The organism is Alicyclobacillus shizuokensis NBRC 103103 (assembly GCF_001552255.1).
GTDB classification, from domain to species: Bacteria; Bacillota; Bacilli; order Alicyclobacillales; family Alicyclobacillaceae; genus Alicyclobacillus_G; species Alicyclobacillus_G shizuokensis.
Window position 1 is genome coordinate 51,651 of the sequence record NZ_BCQV01000024.1, and the last position, 17,646, is coordinate 69,296.

Sequence of the window (17,646 nt, forward strand, 5' to 3'; positions counted from 1 at the left end):
TCATATTTTGATGCAAATATGCATTTGCCTGGGCAGATGTGCATCAGTGGTCCTGCCCTCTGTGTGGGAAAATATTCCATAGAATGAGGAGACGATGCGGATGGAGTCGACAGCCCTGTTGTCGGTGCTGGATACACCGCTGCTGTGGGTGACGCAGGAACGCGTGGCATGGGCCAATCCGGCCGCCAACGCCCTATTCGCGTCCGCGCCTACAGGGCGGCCCTGGCAAGAAATCACGCAGAACCTTCCGGACGGCTACACATATCGGCTGCATCCGCTGACGGCGACTACGCAGGCTGGCATGCTGATGGAGTGCATCCCAAAAGCCAGCGACGAACTCTGGCGCGAAGTTCAGCGCCTGGCCGCGGAAAACCGGGAATTGGAACAGATTCTTGATTCTTGCCTGGACGAGGTATTCGTCACCGATGCCGACGGACGAACGGTTCGCGTGAACGAGGCGGCCGCGCAGATGTACGGCATGACCCGGGAAGAACTGATTGGCCAATCGGTTTACGAGCTCGAGCAGGCTGGGGTCTTCTACCCGTCTGTCACCTCGATGGTACTGCGCGAGAAAAAGCGGGTATCGGTACTTCAGACCACCCGATCCGGGAGACGGTTGATGGCCTCGGCCAATCCGGTCTTCGACGCAGACGGAAATATTGTTCAGGTAGTGACGAGCGCCAAAGACGTGACCGAGTTAGACCTGCCCCCGCTGATACCGCACACCGCCCAGCGGGCAGACGCAGAGGGCGCAGCATTTGGGCCCACAATCACTCTGGTGGCCGAGAGCCCGCGCATGCAATCCGTGTTGAAAACCGCCACTCGTGCGGCCGCCACCGACGTGACGGTGCTGATACTGGGAGAAACAGGCGTCGGCAAAAATCGCTTGGCCGAGTACATTCACGCCCACAGCCGACGCAACGGTCAACCGTTTGTGCGTGTCGACTGCGCGTCCATTCCCGAGAACCTGTTGGAAAGTGAATTGTTTGGCTACGAGCCGGGGGCCTTCACGGGCGCCGGCCGGCGTGGCAAACCGGGGTTGGTCGAGATGGCGGACGGGGGCACACTGTTTCTGGACGAGATTGCCGAGCTGCCGCCCACCGTACAATCCAAGTTGTTGCAGTTTGTACAGGAACAGAGCTTCACCCGTGTCGGTGGTGTGCGTCCAACCCGGGTCAATACCCGGATTGTCGCCGCGACCAACCGCGACCTCAGGAGCATGGTTTACCAGGGAACGTTTCGTGCTGACTTGTATTACCGGCTGAGCGTGCTGCCGATTGCGATACCGCCACTGCGTGAACGTCGTGAGGACGCGTCGCGGCTGTTCCGCGAAGCCGTGGACAGATACGCCCGCCGCTTCGGCACGTCGCCCAGGACGGTGACTCGGGAAACGTTGCGCTGTATCGAATCCTTGCCATGGCCGGGCAACATCCGCCAGCTGGAGAACGTCGCACAACGAGTCGTCCTGTTGTCGGACATAGCCGTCATCACGCCACACGTGGTGCGCCAGGCCATGGAAGAACCGACATGGGAGACCGACGCCCAGTGGGAGATTCCGCATCCTCCGGTTTCAGCCGTCAGGCAGCCTGCGCAACTCCCAACGGGCCAAACCCTCAAGGAACTGCTGGAAGAATACGAACGACACATTTTGGCGCAGGCGGCAACGTCCCATGCTTCCACCTACGCGATGGCCAAGGCGCTGGGCATCAGCCAATCCAGCGTCGTGCGCAAGCTGAGGCGATATGGAATCGGGGGAAGGTGACTAGCCAGTGAACGGGCTGCAGCTGCACGAATCATATCATAAACGCTATACTACGACGATACTGACCGTCGCGAATCCGTGCGCCGTGTCGTGTTGTACTTTGCAAATTTATGTGGGGCAGGGTGGCGGATTCGCAACATGCCGTCACCGCAGGCCATCGAAACGAAGCACAATGGCATTTACCCCACCCCGAAAACAGCTTGTCAGGTCGTGACACCGGTGAAACCTTCGAGCCACTCCTGGCGGTGGTTGAAATAGAAGATGCCGCGCGCCAACTGATCCACCGTCCACTTCACCACAGGCATATCGGGATAGGCAATATATCCTCCGGTAAACACTTCGTTGCGATTCCCTGACGGATCGAAATAATAGATTGTCTGACCGCGCGTGATACCGTGACGCTCAATTCCAACGTCAATCGGCACATCATGCTTGGAAAATATATCTCCAGCTTTGCGCAACTCGTTGAATTCATCCAACCAGAACGCAAAGTGGTGAAGGCCTTCGTCTCTGCCTGGGATGACCGCGATATCATGGGGCGTGTTGCTCCTGAACAACCATGCTGACATGGGGGTATCCGAACGCTCGTTCTCAACCACCTTTTCACTCATATAGAAATTCAGTGATTTCATAAGAAATTCGATTGTCTCGTGCGGTCTCTCTGCTGTAATGAGCAAGTGGTCTATCCGAGGAACCCCGACACCTATGAGACCTTCAGGCGCCGGTACGGGATTAATCTGCGGAATGGCTTTACCTACATAGTCCATGTCGACAAACAATTCCATAATATGGCCCGACGGCAACCGAAACCGAATTCCCTCACCCACCTTGAAATTTTCGTTTTTGGATACACGGGTTACTATAGCGCCATGCTGATGAACTTGTTTTTCCAATCTCTCGAGGTCTTCATACGTGTGAACCTTGAATGCCATTTTGACCAGACCGGCCCGATCAGACTGACGAAGCACGATGGAATGGTGGTCGTACTCGTCCCAACCTTTCAGATAGACTGTGTCTTCAGTCCGGCTAGTCTCTTGCAACCCCATCACGTCGACATAGTGTTGGCTCGCCGCCTCTAAATCCGTTACGCGAACGTCAACGAAACCCAAGCGCATGATTCCTTCTCCCATCTGCATTTCCTCCTTCATTTTTCTCTACATGTAGAGTTGCCCACATGTTTTCGCCGCAGCATAACCAACCTTTCAAGGCGACTTGTCATGTATATGGAGACATGAGTTTTGAGCAACGACTTGCACGCTAGAATGTATCCTTGTGCCTTTTCATCATCCGGAAGAGCAGCTCGAGAATAAACCGCGCTGTGATCCACGTCTCCAAAGAGCAGACGCATCTTACATGAGGCACATCCTCCCCGCCGACAACCGAAAAACAAGGGATGGCCTTCCCTGCCATAAAATTGGCGCATGAGTGCCTGCAGAAGGGTTTCACCCGGAAGCCCCCTCACCTCTTTTCCGTAGGGTTCAACATGGACCAAAAATCCATCGTCACTGCTATTAAGTTCCATATCCCCACCCTTTCGCTATGCTCGTCATAAGGTGGTTCAGATACGAAAACATCACAAGTATTCCTGCTGGATAATTGCCAACGCCGCTTCGCACACGGCTTCGTCCTCAGCTTCAGATCCTCCACTCACCCCAATGGCTCCAATCATCTCTCCGTCAACTTCGATAGGTGCCCCGCCGCCAAAGATGACCAGGTCCGGCGTATGGGGAATACCCAGTAATAGCCGTGGATTTTCTTTTAGCATGTTGTACCACCGATTTGTCGGCATCCGGAAGGCGGCAGCGCTGTACGCCTTCCTCTGGGCAATTCCAATCGACAGCAGTGGTGCCTTATCCATTCTGCGAAACGCCTTAAGATGCCCCGCCTCGTCAGTAATGGCGATGTTGACCACCACCCCCAATTCCTTTGCCTTTTCTGTGGCACGTTGAATCAGCGCTTCCGCAAAGTCGATGGTTATGCACTTCTCAACTTGGTACCTGTCCACTAATACATTCCGCCTCCCTGTATGAAACCTCTTTCCCACCGAGACACCACTTATCGTGAAGGTACGTCCATAGTGAACATCAAGTAATCAAATATTCATTCTCTCACGACCATCACTTCCCAGAAGAAAATCCGAAACCAGCACGCAGAATCCATCTTTGCGCTCAATTTGCGTCCAATGACCACACTGACCAAACACATGTAGCTCCGCTCTCGGCAAAAGCGTGAACAAACGATACGCATTCTCCAGTGGAATGACCTCATCTTCCCGTCCGTGAATAATCAAGGTCGCATTCTCGATCTTCCGAATATCATCATCTGGCGTAACCATGTCCCGTAACCGTTCCTCCAGGGGTTCACCAAACATTCGTTCGTACGCAGTGCGAGCCTCCGGATGCAGACTGTCTTGGTAGCGCATTTCCGCCAATCCAGGCGTGAGGTACTCCTTGTTGTAAGTGAAAATGTCCAGAAGTCGTTCCATTTCCTGCAGGTCCCGCGCCCTGTATCCCCAGACTGCTCGCAAGCCTTCCGTCATTTCAAACGGAACTCCCACCGACCCCATTAAAACCAATCTGCGACAGAGTTCTGGGTGCTCCGTTGCCAGGCGCAACGTCAGTGCCCCACCCATTGAATTGCCAATGAGATGCACCGGTTCACTCGTGACAGCGCGGACGAAGTCGTAGATATGCCGGACCCACACATCCATGCCATACGAAATCCCCACAGGTCTTTGCGTTTTGCCAAACCCCACAATGTCTGGCGCATAGACCCGAAAGTGGTTACCGAAAAAGGGGATAACCCGCCCCCAATTCGCCCAAGCAGAAACTCCGGGTCCCGAGCCGTGAATCATCACCAAAGGAGGTCCATCACCGTGGACGTGATAATGAGTCAAAATTCCACCTGCATCGATGTACTCGCCCTGTTCAAGTGCGTCTTCGTCAAGCATGGCCTACACTCCTCAACCTGGAATCAGGAACGCCGGGTCTTCATCCACTAGATACATATATTCGAGCGACTTAGATCACAAAAACTCCAGCCCCTGGCACACAGGAACACTCTTAAAATTCGTCGTAGAATATATTGGAGCTTCTCAACCCGCCCTTGTACAAAACCTTTAATGTGGTTTGAATGAGAATTGGCGGGCCACACAGGTATGCGTCCATGCCCAGGAAATCCTCCATGTATTTGGCCACCACATCAGCAATGTACCCTTCCTCCCCAGACCACTCATCGAGCGGTTCCTTGTCCGACAAAGCCGGAATGAAGTGGAACCTGTCGTGAGTCTCCTGCAGATTGGTCCAATAATCGAGCAGATACAGGTCTTTCTTTGTCCGGGCACCATAGAAAAACCAAACATCATCGGTAATCGGCTGGGTGAACAAATCCTCGAGCATCGCCTTGATTGGCGCCATCCCCGACCCGCCGGCGACGAACAACAACGGCTTGCTTCTATTCCTTAAGTACATTTTTCCATATGGCCCAGATCCTTGGATCGAGTCTCCAGGTTGGAGGTCGCACATGTAATTGGACCCTTTGCCTCCCGGAATCCGCTTGATATGAAACTCCAGAAGCCCGGCATTGGTGCACGGGGTGGCCATAGAATAGGCCCGCGAATCCTCCATGCCGGGGATGACAAACTCACAAAACTGCCCAGCAGCATAGTCGAAGTTCGGCCTGTCCATCTGTACCGTCAGTTTGTGAATGTCGTGTGTGTAAGGCGTGTTTTCGACCACCACCCCGTCAAAGTCATGGATGGGATAGTACCTAGCCCCCTCCTCTTCTTCGAGTTCCTCGACTTCGACGACCATGTCGCTCTCCGGGAGGGTGCTGCACATCAGGACGTATCCTTCGCTGCGCTCAAAGCTCATGAGCGCGAACTCCGAAACTCGGTCCATCAACTGATAGTCACCCTCTAACACGCGCGCCTTGCAAGACGAACAGTTGCCGTGGCGACACCCGTACGGTATCGGAAACCCCGAGCGAAGGACCGCGTCCAAGAGTGTCTGTCCTTCCTTGCAGACCACCTCACGACCGCTGGGCTCCAAGCTAATCCGGTATGTGGTCAACGAGTCAATCGCGTTCATCCACTGCTTCCTCCTCCGTGAGTTGGGCACTGGCCAAGGATGGGAGCGTCATGTGATGGGTCCCCTGCCCACCTATGCGGGGGTCAAGTGCGGCCAAAGATAAGCTGTCATGAATCTGTAACGCCATTTGCACGACAAATCGGTCGTGTCCACGGTTCAAGTCCAGTCCGCATAACTCCTGAATCTTGCCGACTCGGTAGCGGACACCCGTTTCTGAGACGTACAATTCACTCGCAACGCGCCGAATGTTGCCCGTGTGTTCCAAGTACGTACGCAGGGTCGGCAAAAGCTCCCCACGATGTGCCGCATCGTATTGCACCAGCCGCCCGAGCACCGATTCATAAAACCGCATCACATCCGGATGCCCGACACTCTTCACCAACATCAGCACCGTCTGAAATCCCTCGAAGATCCCAAATGCATGTCCGCAGGTTGGTGTGCTGTGCCCTTGTGCAAGGACCCAGTCGGCAATCAGTTTCGCGTCTTCGTAGCTGTTGCCGATATCGGACATGGAGGATACCATCCGCCCACACCCCACGGACACCGATACAGCCTTGAGCCTGCGACGGATGTGAAGAACGATGGACTGGCACAGTTTTTCTAAGTCCCAGGGCGGGTTTTGGACTTTCGTGCAGCAAATCAGACCAAGGATGTGACAGCCTTTGCTGAAGAAGTGGAAATCTTGAAACCGATTACGAATCAGCTCGAGCACATCGTCCTGCTGCTCCTCAGGTTCTACACGCACGGCCATGACCCGATATGCATCCTCCGGATTGAGGTCCAACATGCGTGCTCGGTACGCTATCTCCTGTTCACTGTAGCTGCCTTGCAGGATACCGTCCAGAAAGTCGCCGATCTTCTGTTCACTATCCTTGAGCAACAGCTGCTCATAAAACATCTGTACAGCGCACACGTTGAGCGCCCGCTCCACAAGGACGTACGCTTCCTCTGCGATTGGGCTGTCCCCCACCAAAACCAGTCGCCCCAACCGTGTGCGATTTGCGAGGATGACAAACGCGTCAATGCAGACGCCATCCACTTCACACTGAACGTGCGGGCCTACCGGAGACTCTCGGTTGGGAACGGGGTTATCCTGGCGTTTCCAACTCGTATACGAAAACCGATGAGATGTCTCGTGCCAGGAACTCAATAACAGTTGCCCCCTTCTCCCTTCCAACACGACGCTGCGCTGCATGACCTCTTGAATGACCTGTACAATAATGGAGAGGTTCTTCCCCTCAAACACTAATTCACTCAGCCGCCTATGGAGGTTCAGCGATTGAATCAGCGTCTGGTTCAGGTGATGTAGCCTGCGATAGGCTAAATCCAGTTCAGTGGCCAGCGACTCCGCCTCAAAATAACGGAACATCTGGCGTTCTTGCTCACTGCAATTCGCTAATGACTTGGCCACATATACACACTGGGAGTCCCCTTTTCCTCGACACTTAGACTCCGTAACCAGGACTGGCTCGCCAAAGATTTCCGATAGGTAACCGCTTGCATAGCCGAGCAGTGTGTAACAGACCGGCTCGTCACTCATGCCAAAGTGCCGCACATGTTCGTCCACTTCATACGAGTTGCGCCACTCTCCGGTGAAGTACAACGTATGGCTGTCTTTATCGACATGGAGTTCCCACGGCTCGACGGTGACAGTCCCCTCCAGTGTGTGGAGAGTGGGGCCGGCCAGGTACAGTTCCCTCTCAGAATCCCAGGAAAACATGGTCTGAATCGATTGGGCGTCATGTTGCCCGCACGCCCATCCGTAGCGCATCAAAAACCCTTTGGCCCGCTCCATGCCGAGCGTACTGGCCAAGTCTCTGCGTAAAATCCCCAACGCCTCCACCGAAATGAGTGTCATCCGTTTATCATTGAATCGTATCGTCCCATTCCGCCGGTCAATATCCATGAGTCGCTCCAACAGCAGTTCCCTGGCCTTCACCGAGACCCCTCCCTCTACGTGAGTCTGGTGATCTCTCGACGCCTTCGGAGACGATGTGCTAGGAATGTGAACGTCATTGGCATCGATCCGCGGACAGTCCGTTAACCCAGTAGGTCGATCGGATCGCCATCACGAAGCCCGTTCTCCTGCAGCGTTTTATCCAGATGCACGGGTTGTTGACCGGTGGCGTGCAAACGAACCAATTGGTATGTTTTTCCTTCTGGTAACCCCCACATTTGAGTTGCCTTATCCAACAGTTCTTGGGCCTTCATGTCGGGGTGAGCCGGCACTCCCTGGTGACTCAGAAACCGGTCGTCAGATGGCACTCGCACCCATACCAGCACGAACGATGCCCCCTCTCAAACCGTTTCAAACCTTTTGTCTAAGCCCAGTTCCTCGCGGTAGCGGATCCAACGGTGATAATCTCGCGAGGAATAATGTTCATTGGCCTCTTCCGGCGTGAACCCGAAATACTCAAACATGTCTTCCAACGATGAACCGAACTCCCCGGACAGATACGACTCGGCCGGCCACCACCACTGCATGTATTTCTCAGGTTCCGCAAGGAAAATGTCGCGACAACCTGGAGAACAGAGCATGTGTGTCTTCCCGTTGTACTCTACATACTGCGTCCAAGATTCCTGGGGCCTATCCGGGTTTGGATATTCACACGGGATTTGGCATACCGCGCAAACCGCCGGTAGGCCAGGAGAGGCCACAGCCATGACGTGATCATCCATCTTACGGAAAAACGGCGCGTAATACCGCTCGAAAGTGTTCGGATACTCTCTGGACAACCAATCATAATCGTCCGGCTGCAGGCGAAAACCGCGGAAGTAGTTGGCGTGCTTGTAATGATCAAGAATCCTCATGGTGGCATGCGAATAATGTTCTTTCTCTTTCATACTGTCCTCAAAGTGGCGCGGTGGCCGTATACCATATTTGAAAAGGTCCTTGAATAGACCGTTTAACACCTGGTCCTCGACGTACATTTCAAACGCTTTCTTCCAAGAGATGGCTCGTATTCGTGGATAGTAATCCACCAACGTCGAGATGACAGCGAACACGCGGTAGCATCGCCAAAACCATTTATCCAACCAGCGCTGGACAATCGGGATATTCCTATCGTCTTCCTCCAGCAGCATCTTTAACGCCGCCATGCCAAGCGCCATATGACGCGATTCATCCGACTGAACGCTTTTTCCGACGGACGCAAAGTGTTCGTCTCCCACAGCCGCGGCTGAAGAAGCAAATGGGAGAAACAAGATGTTTGTGAACACATATTCAAACGAGAACGAAATGGCGATCAACGCCTCGAAGGGCCCGGACGTGAGGGCGTCGTCAAAAAATGACTTGGGGACTGTGTTGAACCAAAGATTCTCGTTTGTCTTCGAGTAGGCATGCAATCCGTCATAATACCGACTCATGTGAGCGTAGTGTTTGATTTCTATTTGGGCGTGACGAAGTTCGTCAACAGCCTGGTTGAAGGTGGCAAAGCGAATGGCCTCAATCGGAATATTTCTCCCAATGTAGGCCATCAACCGGTGTGCCGCGTACTCTGCCGGTTGCACCGCGACAGCAAACGCCTTGACCCCCTCGAACCAGCGACTGTCCACAATGCGGGCGTGCCCGTGATTGGCCTCAAACGCGCCGCGAATTGCATGGTGCAAATGCTCCTTTTCGGATTGAATTTTTACATACTGGTTAAAGGTCATGCGAAATGGGTCTTCCCAGCGTTTGGGGTCGCGAATGTGAATCCCCTCCGCTTCAATCAGCGGATAAATCTCCTTTATATTCACGTCCTTAGGGTCCCACATCAGGTCCCGTGTAAGCGCTTTATATCGCGTGCTGACATTTAACTTGGCCATGGAAAATCCCCCCCTCTACAGTTTTGAATCCCGTCCCGTTTGATAGAAATAGCATGGAACCCAGCTCGTTTCAGGACTCGTCCGCGCTCCAGCGAATGACAAGCTTCTCCTCATCCCACTCTTCGATAAAACCAAAGTATGAGGCCATCACCATGTGTAACTCCTGAAGGTCCCAGTTGCGTCCCAAGATGTCCTCCACCAGTTGTCGGCGAATGATCATCCGCTGCGGAGCTTTGACCTTGACGTAAATATTGAAGTCAACCAGCTCGACACCGGGATTGTCCTGCTGAATCGCCTCCACAACCGCGTCGGTGACAGCCCCACCATTCTTATCGAGATCCACGCCTACGTACTGCTGTTGTGACGTCGCCACATCTATCTCCCCTTAAACCGATATTTTTACATCAATACCGCACTTTTCTAAGGTGGGAAGGATGTAACTTGCCATGGCACGTTCCATCACAGGTTCAACCGCACAAGAGATACCGTGGCGATCCAACAGACTTTGCAGCGGCGTCACCGCCTGTATGGCTCTGCTGATCCACTTGCTCGCCCACTGCGACATAATTTCCTGATTGGTCAAGGTTTCTTCCGGGGTGCTTTTCGGATTCGACAAGGTTCTCCCCCAACGGTAATCCCCAGGCCAGTCTTCGTACCCGAGCGACTTCAGATAGTCCCAACGGCTGGTGGTAGGATCAGTGGCAATCAACTGAAAGAGACTGGCCGTCCAGTTTTCTTGCCATTGCACCTGCTCGGAGCAGATAAGCGCCAATTCGGCCAATACAGGATCCCCGTGTTCAATTGAAATCGCATTCAGCTGTTCATACGCCAGACGGTCTAGGATGGGCTCAATCGCCAAGTGCAAGGCGACCAACACCTCGACCCAATCGTCCGTAACAAGCACGTGTTCCATGTAGCTGCGCAGCTTATCGTAAGATTCGTCCTCCAGCCACAGTTGGCGAGCGTGTTGCAAGGCTTGCAGCCCTTCCCCGCCGGCAAACTCCAAAGCCCACGTACTCAACCACTGCGCGCGTCCCTGCTTATCGAACGCGGTGTACGTAGCGGCCTGCTCGATAGGACACCCCATGGCGTAGCGTACGACGTGCTGCAGCTGCACAGCTCCGGCGTACTCGTAGTGGCGCAGGGGTGTATAGAAGGCGAGACTGAATTTCCTCCAGGCTGGGTCCACCCGTTCGTAGATGGCCAACTTGCCTGCGCGTTCAAACAACGCTTCTACCTCATCCGCCATCTTCTTGCGCGTCATCACGTACGTCTGATACCATAACTTTTTAGGATCACGAAACGCTTCCCAGTCACGCACGCGGACGCGCGTGTAGCGCGGATCGTAGATATCGTAGTCTGGCTTGTAATACTTGTTTCGGTAGTGACCATGGATGTAAGGCTGTTCCCGCAAAGTGACTTCTTCGTACTCATTCTTGGTCGCCCAGTCCCATGGCTGCTGTCGAATCGGCTGCAGGTTTCTGGCCTGCATGGTCACGGCAGTCCCCCCCTTCCATGTGGATGTTCATGTCTACCTTGTAGAAAAACTCTCTACATGTGGCCGTCACCCCTCTCCGTGCGCAATCGGGTGCTTCTGGCTCGAACTCGTTGTTCATCCTCATTTTCTCCTGACGTCGGTTGCGCGGAAAGTGTGTATTTATATAAAATTCAGCCCGATATAGCGAGGATTTCGCAAAACGGTGGTTGGCTTTTCCCTTCACCCCGTTCCGCCGCAGCATGCGTCTGCTATGATGTCTTCAGATGCGCGAGCGGCCACAGGCCCCAATGCGCTGGGAAAAGGAGAGGAGTGGACACGATGAACTCCCTGGGGATCCGCATGTTCACGGTCTTGCTGACCCTGACCTCAGGCTGTGTGGACGCCATCAGCTTCCTCTCGTTAGGCCAAGTGTTCACCGCCGCCATGACCGGCAACACGGTATTGCTCGGCCTGGCCGTGGCGCACGCGCCGGGATTGACGGCAATGCGCTACGTCGCAGCGCTCGGAGGATTTACCGCGGGAGCGGCCCTGGGCGCCTGGATTTTCCGCAACCGGACCGAATCTGCCCGCCTGAATGTTCGGCTCTCCGCCGTCCTTGCGTGTGAATGGGCAGCATTGCTGGCGTTTCTCGTCCTGGCCACATATGGAGGGACCCAGATTCCCAACCGGGACTTCTACTTAATTGTCGCCTTGTCGATGGCCATGGGGCTGCAGGGCACCGGTGCCCGCCGCATTGGCATTCCCGGTGTGACCACAGTGGTCATCACCAGCACCCTGCTGGGCCTGGTGGAAACGGTGGTGTGGCAGTGGCGGAGTTGGATCCAACGGGGCAACCGAAATACGGAACAACGCAGTGCTGCGCGCGCCAGTCTCCAATCGATACTGACATGGATCACTGTCATCGTCACGTACGGGATCGGCGCGCTGGTCTGTGGATTGTGCGTGCGCCGTTTCGGCTTGCAAGCCGTTTGGCTGCCGATTGTCATCGTCTTTGTCGTCGTGATTGCGTCCTGCTACTCGTGGTTGCGCGTGGGTGCAGGACGCAACACTCGCGTCACCTTGTGACCGCATTGCGCCCCCGGTCTTGAAGGAAGCACCACGGCTTCATCACAAGGACAGCCCGTCCCCGCCTGAGCGGAGACGGACGTTTGGCGTTTCGGCAATGATGGACTACAATCAACCGCCGCTGTGAACCACTGGCGTTTTGAATTGCTGCAAAGTGTACGAAGCGCTGGGCTTGCCGACAATCAGCTTGCCACTGCTCTGATTGTAGACTTCCAGCTGCCCGGACGAGTTTTTCACCGCAAAATCCCCTCGATGCAGCGTCACGGAACCGGCCGATCCGGTCAGCTTCAGTGTGTATCCCTGCGCCGGAATCACCTGATAGACATTGTTAAGCTGCACTTCGGTCGAGGGCACCCAGCCGTAGCCCACGACGTGGTACCAGAGGGTCACGAATTGTTTGATCCCGTCCTCCATGCCATCGGTCATAAACTGGGCCATCTCATCGATATGGTACGTTTTCCCCTTTTGCAACGCCGTACCGGTAGCCGGGAACAACTTCGCCCAGGTGGCATCGTCGCACACGCCGGTTTTCGAGAGGCCATGTGCCGCCTGAAACTGTTTTAGGGCGCTGGTAGTCTTGGGCCCAAACTCTCCGTCAACCTGGCCGCAGGAATAACCAAGATCATTGAGTCTTTGCTGCAGTTTTTTCACCGACGGATAGGAAACCGAGGAACTCGTCTGGGATAAAGTACCGTACAAGAACGAGCCGGCCGCATCGTCACTGAGCGACGAAAAGACAGGTAGAGCGCTGTACGGCGAGTTGGGCGCAACTTGCGCCACCGAATTGGTGCTCACTTTGTACACCGGTTCCGTGCTCGAGGCGGGCGCCGGCGGGTCGTTGGAAGCCTGATACTGCACATAATCACTGGCCGATCCGCCCGTCTCCGACACATATTCGCCCATGATGTCGCCAATGCTGTCAGCCCAAGTGGAACTGGTGGCATAGTTGGCGTTCATCCCGGTCAGCGTAGGCGAATCATGATAGTTGGACGCCCCTGGCGTCAGGTAGTTCTGGCGTACCTCCCACGCCTCAAACAGGATGGCGTATTCGCTGGACGGGAACGTGCCGCCGAAGCCATTGGCGTCCCTGTCGTACGCCCCGTAGCCAAACCAGTTGTTCTTTTGAGTGGCCAGCCAACTGCTTCCCCAACCTGTTTCCAGCGCGGCGTGCGCCAACAGGTAGGTCGCATTGGTACCGTACTTGTTTTGCGCCTCGATGAAGTATGTACCCAGTCCCTCCATGTTGCCAGGGTGGTTCGAGGCAACCCATTGATCAATCTGGCTTGCCGTCACAGACTTGGGGGCCGAATAGCGCAAATCCACATTGGTGTACGGATTGGACGTCGTGACTTTCACGTTGAACAGCGCCGACCACGTCGCCGGTCCAACTTGTCCGTCAACCGTCAGTTTTTTCGCTTTCTGAAATGCCTTTACGGCGCTCTCCGTCTTAGGACCAAAATCCCCATCGACCGTACCGCAGGAATACCCGAGTTCGTTGAGCTTCTGCTGGACTTCCTTGACCGCCGTTCCCTGAGATCCGACCTTTAAGACGGTCCCCGGATAGGCCGGTCCTTGGTTCGAGGAACTGGATCCAGATGAGCTAGAGCCGGACGACTTCGATCCGGACGAGCTAGATCCGGATGAAGTCGAACCCGATGAACTGGAACCTGACGATCCGGACGAAGAACCTGTCGTTACGCTGGTTGGCGGCGTCCCTCCGCGCGAAGCGACGCTCCCTAACGCGGATTTCAGAGCGGCCCAGGTTTTTGGCCCCACAACCCCGTCCATGACGAGTCCCTTTGCCTTCTGAAACTTTTTCACGGCGGACAACGTCTTCGAGCCAAACACACCGTCCACCGTGCCGCACGAATATCCCAGTTGATTCAGCGCGGTCTGCAGCGTTTTGACGGCAGACCCACTGGAGCCCTCGCGCAGCGTGGGGGTTGATGAGATGGTGACGGTGGATGATTTGCTCGATGACTGGGAAGAGGAAGACTTCCCGGAGGTCCCGCCAGAGGATGTTGACCCGGTCAGAGCAGCCCAGGTCTTGGGTCCTACGATGCCATCGACAGTCAGGTGCTTTGCCTTTTGGAATTTCTTCACGGCAGCCAACGTCTTCGGGCCAAAAATGCCATCCGCCTTGCCACAGCTGTAACCCAGCGCATTGAGCCGGTTTTGCAGGTACACGACGGTGGAACCGTGGGAGCCTATGCTGACGGTCGGGTAACTCGCCGCAAACGCCACCATAGGGGTCTCTCCGGCAACCCCGGTGGTCGTAACCGCGCCCATTCCGGCCAGAGCCAACACGGCGGCATAGGTCCGTTTCTTCAACAGTGCACTCGCCTCCTTGCAAACCAAACAACCCTATGTGACTGTCTGGAGATAGAAGTAATTCCGACAGGTACCACTGAAAGGAGCTGGCTTTCCTATCGGATACAAAATGACTTCGACAAGAAACTTCGATTTCCTACAACATCCACTTGACTTTCAGCACTTTTCTACTTTCGCTTCGGCGTCGCCATCCGAGCACAGCGGGCAAGAAAGCGGATCGCGTACCAATAGAATGCGCATTCATAACCTTGTTTCGGGTGAATAGAGTGATAGTGAAAGTAAATGTGCGCAAGGAGGTTGGTAGCATATGAATCGATTTGAACAGGGAATCTACCAATGCACGGAGCCAGTGGCCAAGCTCCTCGAGGTCACGGACAACCCGCATCACCGAGCCATTCTGGAGAATTACCGTCGACACATACATCTGGAAGGCTCCGGCCAGTATGAGTTGATTGTGGCGCCCGACATGATGGTGGATGAGCCCGTATACCGCATCAACTGGGGCGTGCCCACCGTCATCCGCGGCAAGCAGGGTGTGATTGAGTTTTATCGCAGTGCGGCACGCTACGTGATGTGGAACTCAGACGACCGAATTGCGGTGGCGGACTGGGGACTGTGTGATGAACTGACCTTCCATTTTCTCACAACCGGCCACATTCTCGAAGAGTTTGGCGTCGAGGTGGACGACAAGGACGCGTACTATCACTACACGACGAGGCAGGCGTTCGTATGGCCGTATGACGAGCAGGCCCGCTTGATCGGCGAACACCTGTACGTCGACGGGACGAGCGCCCAAGTACACAAGGTCGATATGGAGGAAGTCGTCACGCCGGAGCGGGCCGCGGAGATCCACCTGGAACTGCTTCGCCGGCTGCCACCGCACGCAGCGTCACCCAAGACTACCTCCTGACAGGCCCATACCGCCTGGCAGCCGAACTGCCGTACAACACGGCCGGCAGCCACTGACTTCGGACCCGGTGGCTGCCCATTGTACGGCGGCGTCAGCGCGGCCACCTCCCCGGCAGGTCAACGATCCCGCCGTGCAGTCAGGCTCGGCTCTGCGCTGGCGCGCTGCGTCGGCCCGTTCACCGGATTGCGCAGCGTGCCAATTTCGTCCACCGAGATTTCCACGACATCGCCCGGCGCCAGGGTGAACTCGTCCGGCGGAACAATACCGGTGCCGGTCATCAACACGGTCCCGTCGAGAATCGGATTATCACGCAACAGATAAGCAATCAACTCGTCGACGCCCCGATGCAGCTGGTTGACCGCAATGTCCCCCGAGAACACACTGGCCCCGTCACGGTGAATGGTCATACGCACCCGCCAATCGTGCGGCCGTTCACTGCCTGTGTTCCACAAGAGGACGGGCCCGAACGCGCAACTGTTGGCGAACACCTTGGCCTGCGGCAAGTAGAGCGGGTTTTCCCCTTCAATGTCGCGCGAACTCAGGTCATTGCCAATCGTCCACCCGATGACCTCGCCGCGCTCGCCCACCACCACCGACAGCTCTGGCTCCGGCACCATCCAGTGTGAATCCGAACGCAGCGACAGCGGCTGCTCGGGTGCAACCAGGCGCCGGTACGTGGATTTGAAGAACAACTCCGGCCGCTCGGCGATGTACACGCGGTCATAGACGCTGTCCTGCAGCTGGGTTTCCGCATTGCGGGCGTCCCGGCTGCGTTCGTAGGTGACCCCACTCGCCCACACCTCCGGGCAGGCCACCGGCGGCAGCAGACGACCGCCCCGCTCCAAATCGATAAACGAGAGCGCCGGGCCCTGCAGCAAGCGCTGTACAGCGGACGCCAGCGGCACACCCAACACCGTGAGCACACGCCACATATCAATCGGGCAGGTCCACTCCGGAATCTGCCGGGTGATGCTGTAGACGTCGTCCCCCTCAAGCAGTCCCAACTGAACGCGGCCGTCGGACGGATCGAGATAGCGAAGTGTACGAATCATGTGGATGGCCCCCTGTCCTGTGCTGCTAAGTGTTTCCAATCGATGGCCTGCGGGACTTGCTGGCTCACATGCGCCACCGGACGCATCTCCTTTCCGAATCACCTGTGTCAATACCCTCGTTCCAGATCCACCCCGGTTGGCAACGGCCGCCCCTCGCGATAGGCATGGTAGTTGTCCAGGATGATGGGCACCAACCGTCGGTTGTGGTGTGGGGTCCAACCTCCGTTGTGAGGGGAGATGAGAACCTGGTCCATCGACCACAATGGGCTCTCGGGAGGGAGCGGCTCCTCGTGAAACACATCCAGTCCCGCACCGGCAATCTGACCGGACTGCAGGGCCTCAATGAGCGCCGCCTCGTCGACCACGTCGCCGCGGGAAAAATTGAGAAACACGGCCGACGGCTTCATCCGCGCGAAACGCGCCCGGTCAAAGAGATGAAACGTCGTTTCGGTCAAAGGGGTGAGTACCAGTACATAGTCGCTGACCGCCAGCGCTGCGTCCAGTTGCTCGAATCCAAAGACGTCATCGTGATTAGGCAGGGGCTCTGGGGTGCGTTTGACCCCGACGACGCGCAGATCAAACGCCTTGGCTTTGCGCGCCACCTCACGTCCGATGCTGCCGGAACCGACGATGCACAGCGTCTTCTCCGTCAACTCGCTGAGCGGATAGACACGCTCCCATTTCCGCTCACGCTGGTTTTGCCAATTCGCGTGCAATCCGCGCGAGAAGGCAATCATCATGCCCAGCGCCTGCTCCGCAATCGGTTTGCCGTGTATTCCGCGTGAATTGGATAATTGGATGCCGCGCTCGCGCAAGAGGGCAAACGGAGCGCGCTCCACTCCCGCCGAGACGGAATGAATCCAACGCACCTGGGAGCAGTGGTTGATGAGTTCCGCCGTAATGGCCCCGCCTGGGCAGACGAGCATCTCCGCCTCTTGCAGGGCTTGTACGTAACCCCCATCTCCCCGCAAAGGGCCGAAGACGACGCGGTCATGGACCCCGGCGACCAAGGCGGCGTTGTCTTCCTCCCGCATTCGATGAGCAAAATACAACACACCACATCCCTCCTCGTATCATGGTCATAGAAGTTCTTTTTCGTTGAATTTCCAGATGGCCCGGGCCATCTGGAACAA

Annotated in this window: 16 protein-coding genes; 3 read left to right on the forward strand and 13 right to left on the reverse strand. The window is 55.8% G+C overall.

Going from position 1 to position 17,646, the window contains the following annotated elements; all coding sequences use genetic code 11:
- The first annotated feature begins 100 nt into the window (after positions 1-100).
- Entirely contained in the window at positions 101-1,762 is a 1,662-nt protein-coding gene (locus tag ASH01S_RS10475) for a sigma-54 interaction domain-containing protein (protein WP_067927582.1), read from the forward strand.
- Between the two features lie 203 nt (positions 1,763-1,965).
- Here the strand turns inward: ASH01S_RS10475 and ASH01S_RS10480 are convergent, their stop codons facing one another.
- From ASH01S_RS10480 to ASH01S_RS10525, 10 genes are all read right to left on the reverse strand, one after another.
- Positions 1,966-2,892: a catechol 2,3-dioxygenase gene (locus tag ASH01S_RS10480; protein ID WP_067927586.1), complete on the reverse strand. Its 927-nt coding sequence runs from the start codon at positions 2,890-2,892 to the stop codon at positions 1,966-1,968.
- 14 nt (positions 2,893-2,906) lie between these two features.
- Positions 2,907-3,284, reverse strand: a complete 378-nt coding sequence (locus ASH01S_RS17955; RefSeq protein ID WP_083517045.1) for a 2Fe-2S iron-sulfur cluster-binding protein — start codon at positions 3,282-3,284, stop codon at positions 2,907-2,909.
- A 51-nt stretch (positions 3,285-3,335) separates the two neighbouring features.
- Entirely contained in the window at positions 3,336-3,767 is a 432-nt protein-coding gene (locus ASH01S_RS10490; RefSeq protein ID WP_067927590.1) for a GlcG/HbpS family heme-binding protein, read from the reverse strand.
- Positions 3,768-3,854: 87 nt separating this feature from the next.
- On the reverse strand, positions 3,855-4,712 hold the full coding sequence (locus tag ASH01S_RS10495) for an alpha/beta fold hydrolase (RefSeq protein WP_067927593.1): 858 nt from the start codon (positions 4,710-4,712) through the stop codon (positions 3,855-3,857).
- A gap of 112 nt (positions 4,713-4,824) precedes the next feature.
- Positions 4,825-5,850, reverse strand: a complete 1,026-nt coding sequence (locus tag ASH01S_RS10500; RefSeq protein WP_067927596.1) for an NADH:ubiquinone reductase (Na(+)-transporting) subunit F — start codon at positions 5,848-5,850, stop codon at positions 4,825-4,827.
- Positions 5,837-7,789, reverse strand: a complete 1,953-nt coding sequence (locus ASH01S_RS10505) for a XylR N-terminal domain-containing protein (RefSeq protein WP_067927602.1) — start codon at positions 7,787-7,789, stop codon at positions 5,837-5,839. Before ASH01S_RS10505 ends, ASH01S_RS10500 begins: the two co-directional genes overlap by 14 nt.
- Before the next feature lie 101 nt (positions 7,790-7,890).
- Complete coding sequence (locus tag ASH01S_RS10510; RefSeq protein WP_067927604.1) at positions 7,891-8,133, reverse strand: hypothetical protein; 243 nt, start codon at positions 8,131-8,133, stop codon at positions 7,891-7,893.
- A 15-nt stretch (positions 8,134-8,148) separates the two neighbouring features.
- On the reverse strand, positions 8,149-9,657 hold the full coding sequence (locus tag ASH01S_RS10515; protein WP_067927606.1) for a YHS domain-containing protein: 1,509 nt from the start codon (positions 9,655-9,657) through the stop codon (positions 8,149-8,151).
- Between the two features lie 70 nt (positions 9,658-9,727).
- Complete coding sequence (locus ASH01S_RS10520; protein ID WP_083517046.1) at positions 9,728-10,030, reverse strand: MmoB/DmpM family protein; 303 nt, start codon at positions 10,028-10,030, stop codon at positions 9,728-9,730.
- A gap of 12 nt (positions 10,031-10,042) precedes the next feature.
- On the reverse strand, positions 10,043-11,149 hold the full coding sequence (locus tag ASH01S_RS10525) for a ferritin family protein (RefSeq protein WP_067927637.1): 1,107 nt from the start codon (positions 11,147-11,149) through the stop codon (positions 10,043-10,045).
- 324 nt (positions 11,150-11,473) lie between these two features.
- On the opposite strand from ASH01S_RS10525, the gene ASH01S_RS18875 reads away from it, so the two are divergent.
- Complete coding sequence (locus tag ASH01S_RS18875; protein ID WP_067927608.1) at positions 11,474-12,220, forward strand: YoaK family protein; 747 nt, start codon at positions 11,474-11,476, stop codon at positions 12,218-12,220.
- 111 nt (positions 12,221-12,331) lie between these two features.
- On the opposite strand, the gene ASH01S_RS10535 is transcribed toward ASH01S_RS18875, so the two are convergent.
- A complete protein-coding gene (locus ASH01S_RS10535) occupies positions 12,332-14,551 on the reverse strand; it encodes a peptidoglycan-binding protein (protein ID WP_067927611.1) in 2,220 nt (739 codons plus the stop codon).
- Positions 14,552-14,858: 307 nt separating this feature from the next.
- Here ASH01S_RS10535 and ASH01S_RS10540 point away from each other — a divergent pair, with 307 nt between their 5' ends.
- On the forward strand, positions 14,859-15,461 hold the full coding sequence (locus ASH01S_RS10540) for a hypothetical protein (protein WP_067927614.1): 603 nt from the start codon (positions 14,859-14,861) through the stop codon (positions 15,459-15,461).
- Positions 15,462-15,577: 116 nt separating this feature from the next.
- Here the strand turns inward: ASH01S_RS10540 and ASH01S_RS10545 are convergent, their stop codons facing one another.
- Both ASH01S_RS10545 and ASH01S_RS10550 read right to left on the reverse strand, forming a co-directional pair.
- On the reverse strand, positions 15,578-16,513 hold the full coding sequence (locus tag ASH01S_RS10545; protein WP_067927615.1) for a fumarylacetoacetate hydrolase family protein: 936 nt from the start codon (positions 16,511-16,513) through the stop codon (positions 15,578-15,580).
- Positions 16,514-16,620: 107 nt separating this feature from the next.
- Positions 16,621-17,568 carry a D-2-hydroxyacid dehydrogenase gene (locus ASH01S_RS10550; RefSeq protein ID WP_067927616.1) on the reverse strand — a complete coding sequence of 316 codons (948 nt, stop codon included), beginning with the start codon at positions 17,566-17,568 and terminating at the stop codon, positions 16,621-16,623.
- Positions 17,569-17,646 lie beyond the last annotated feature (78 nt).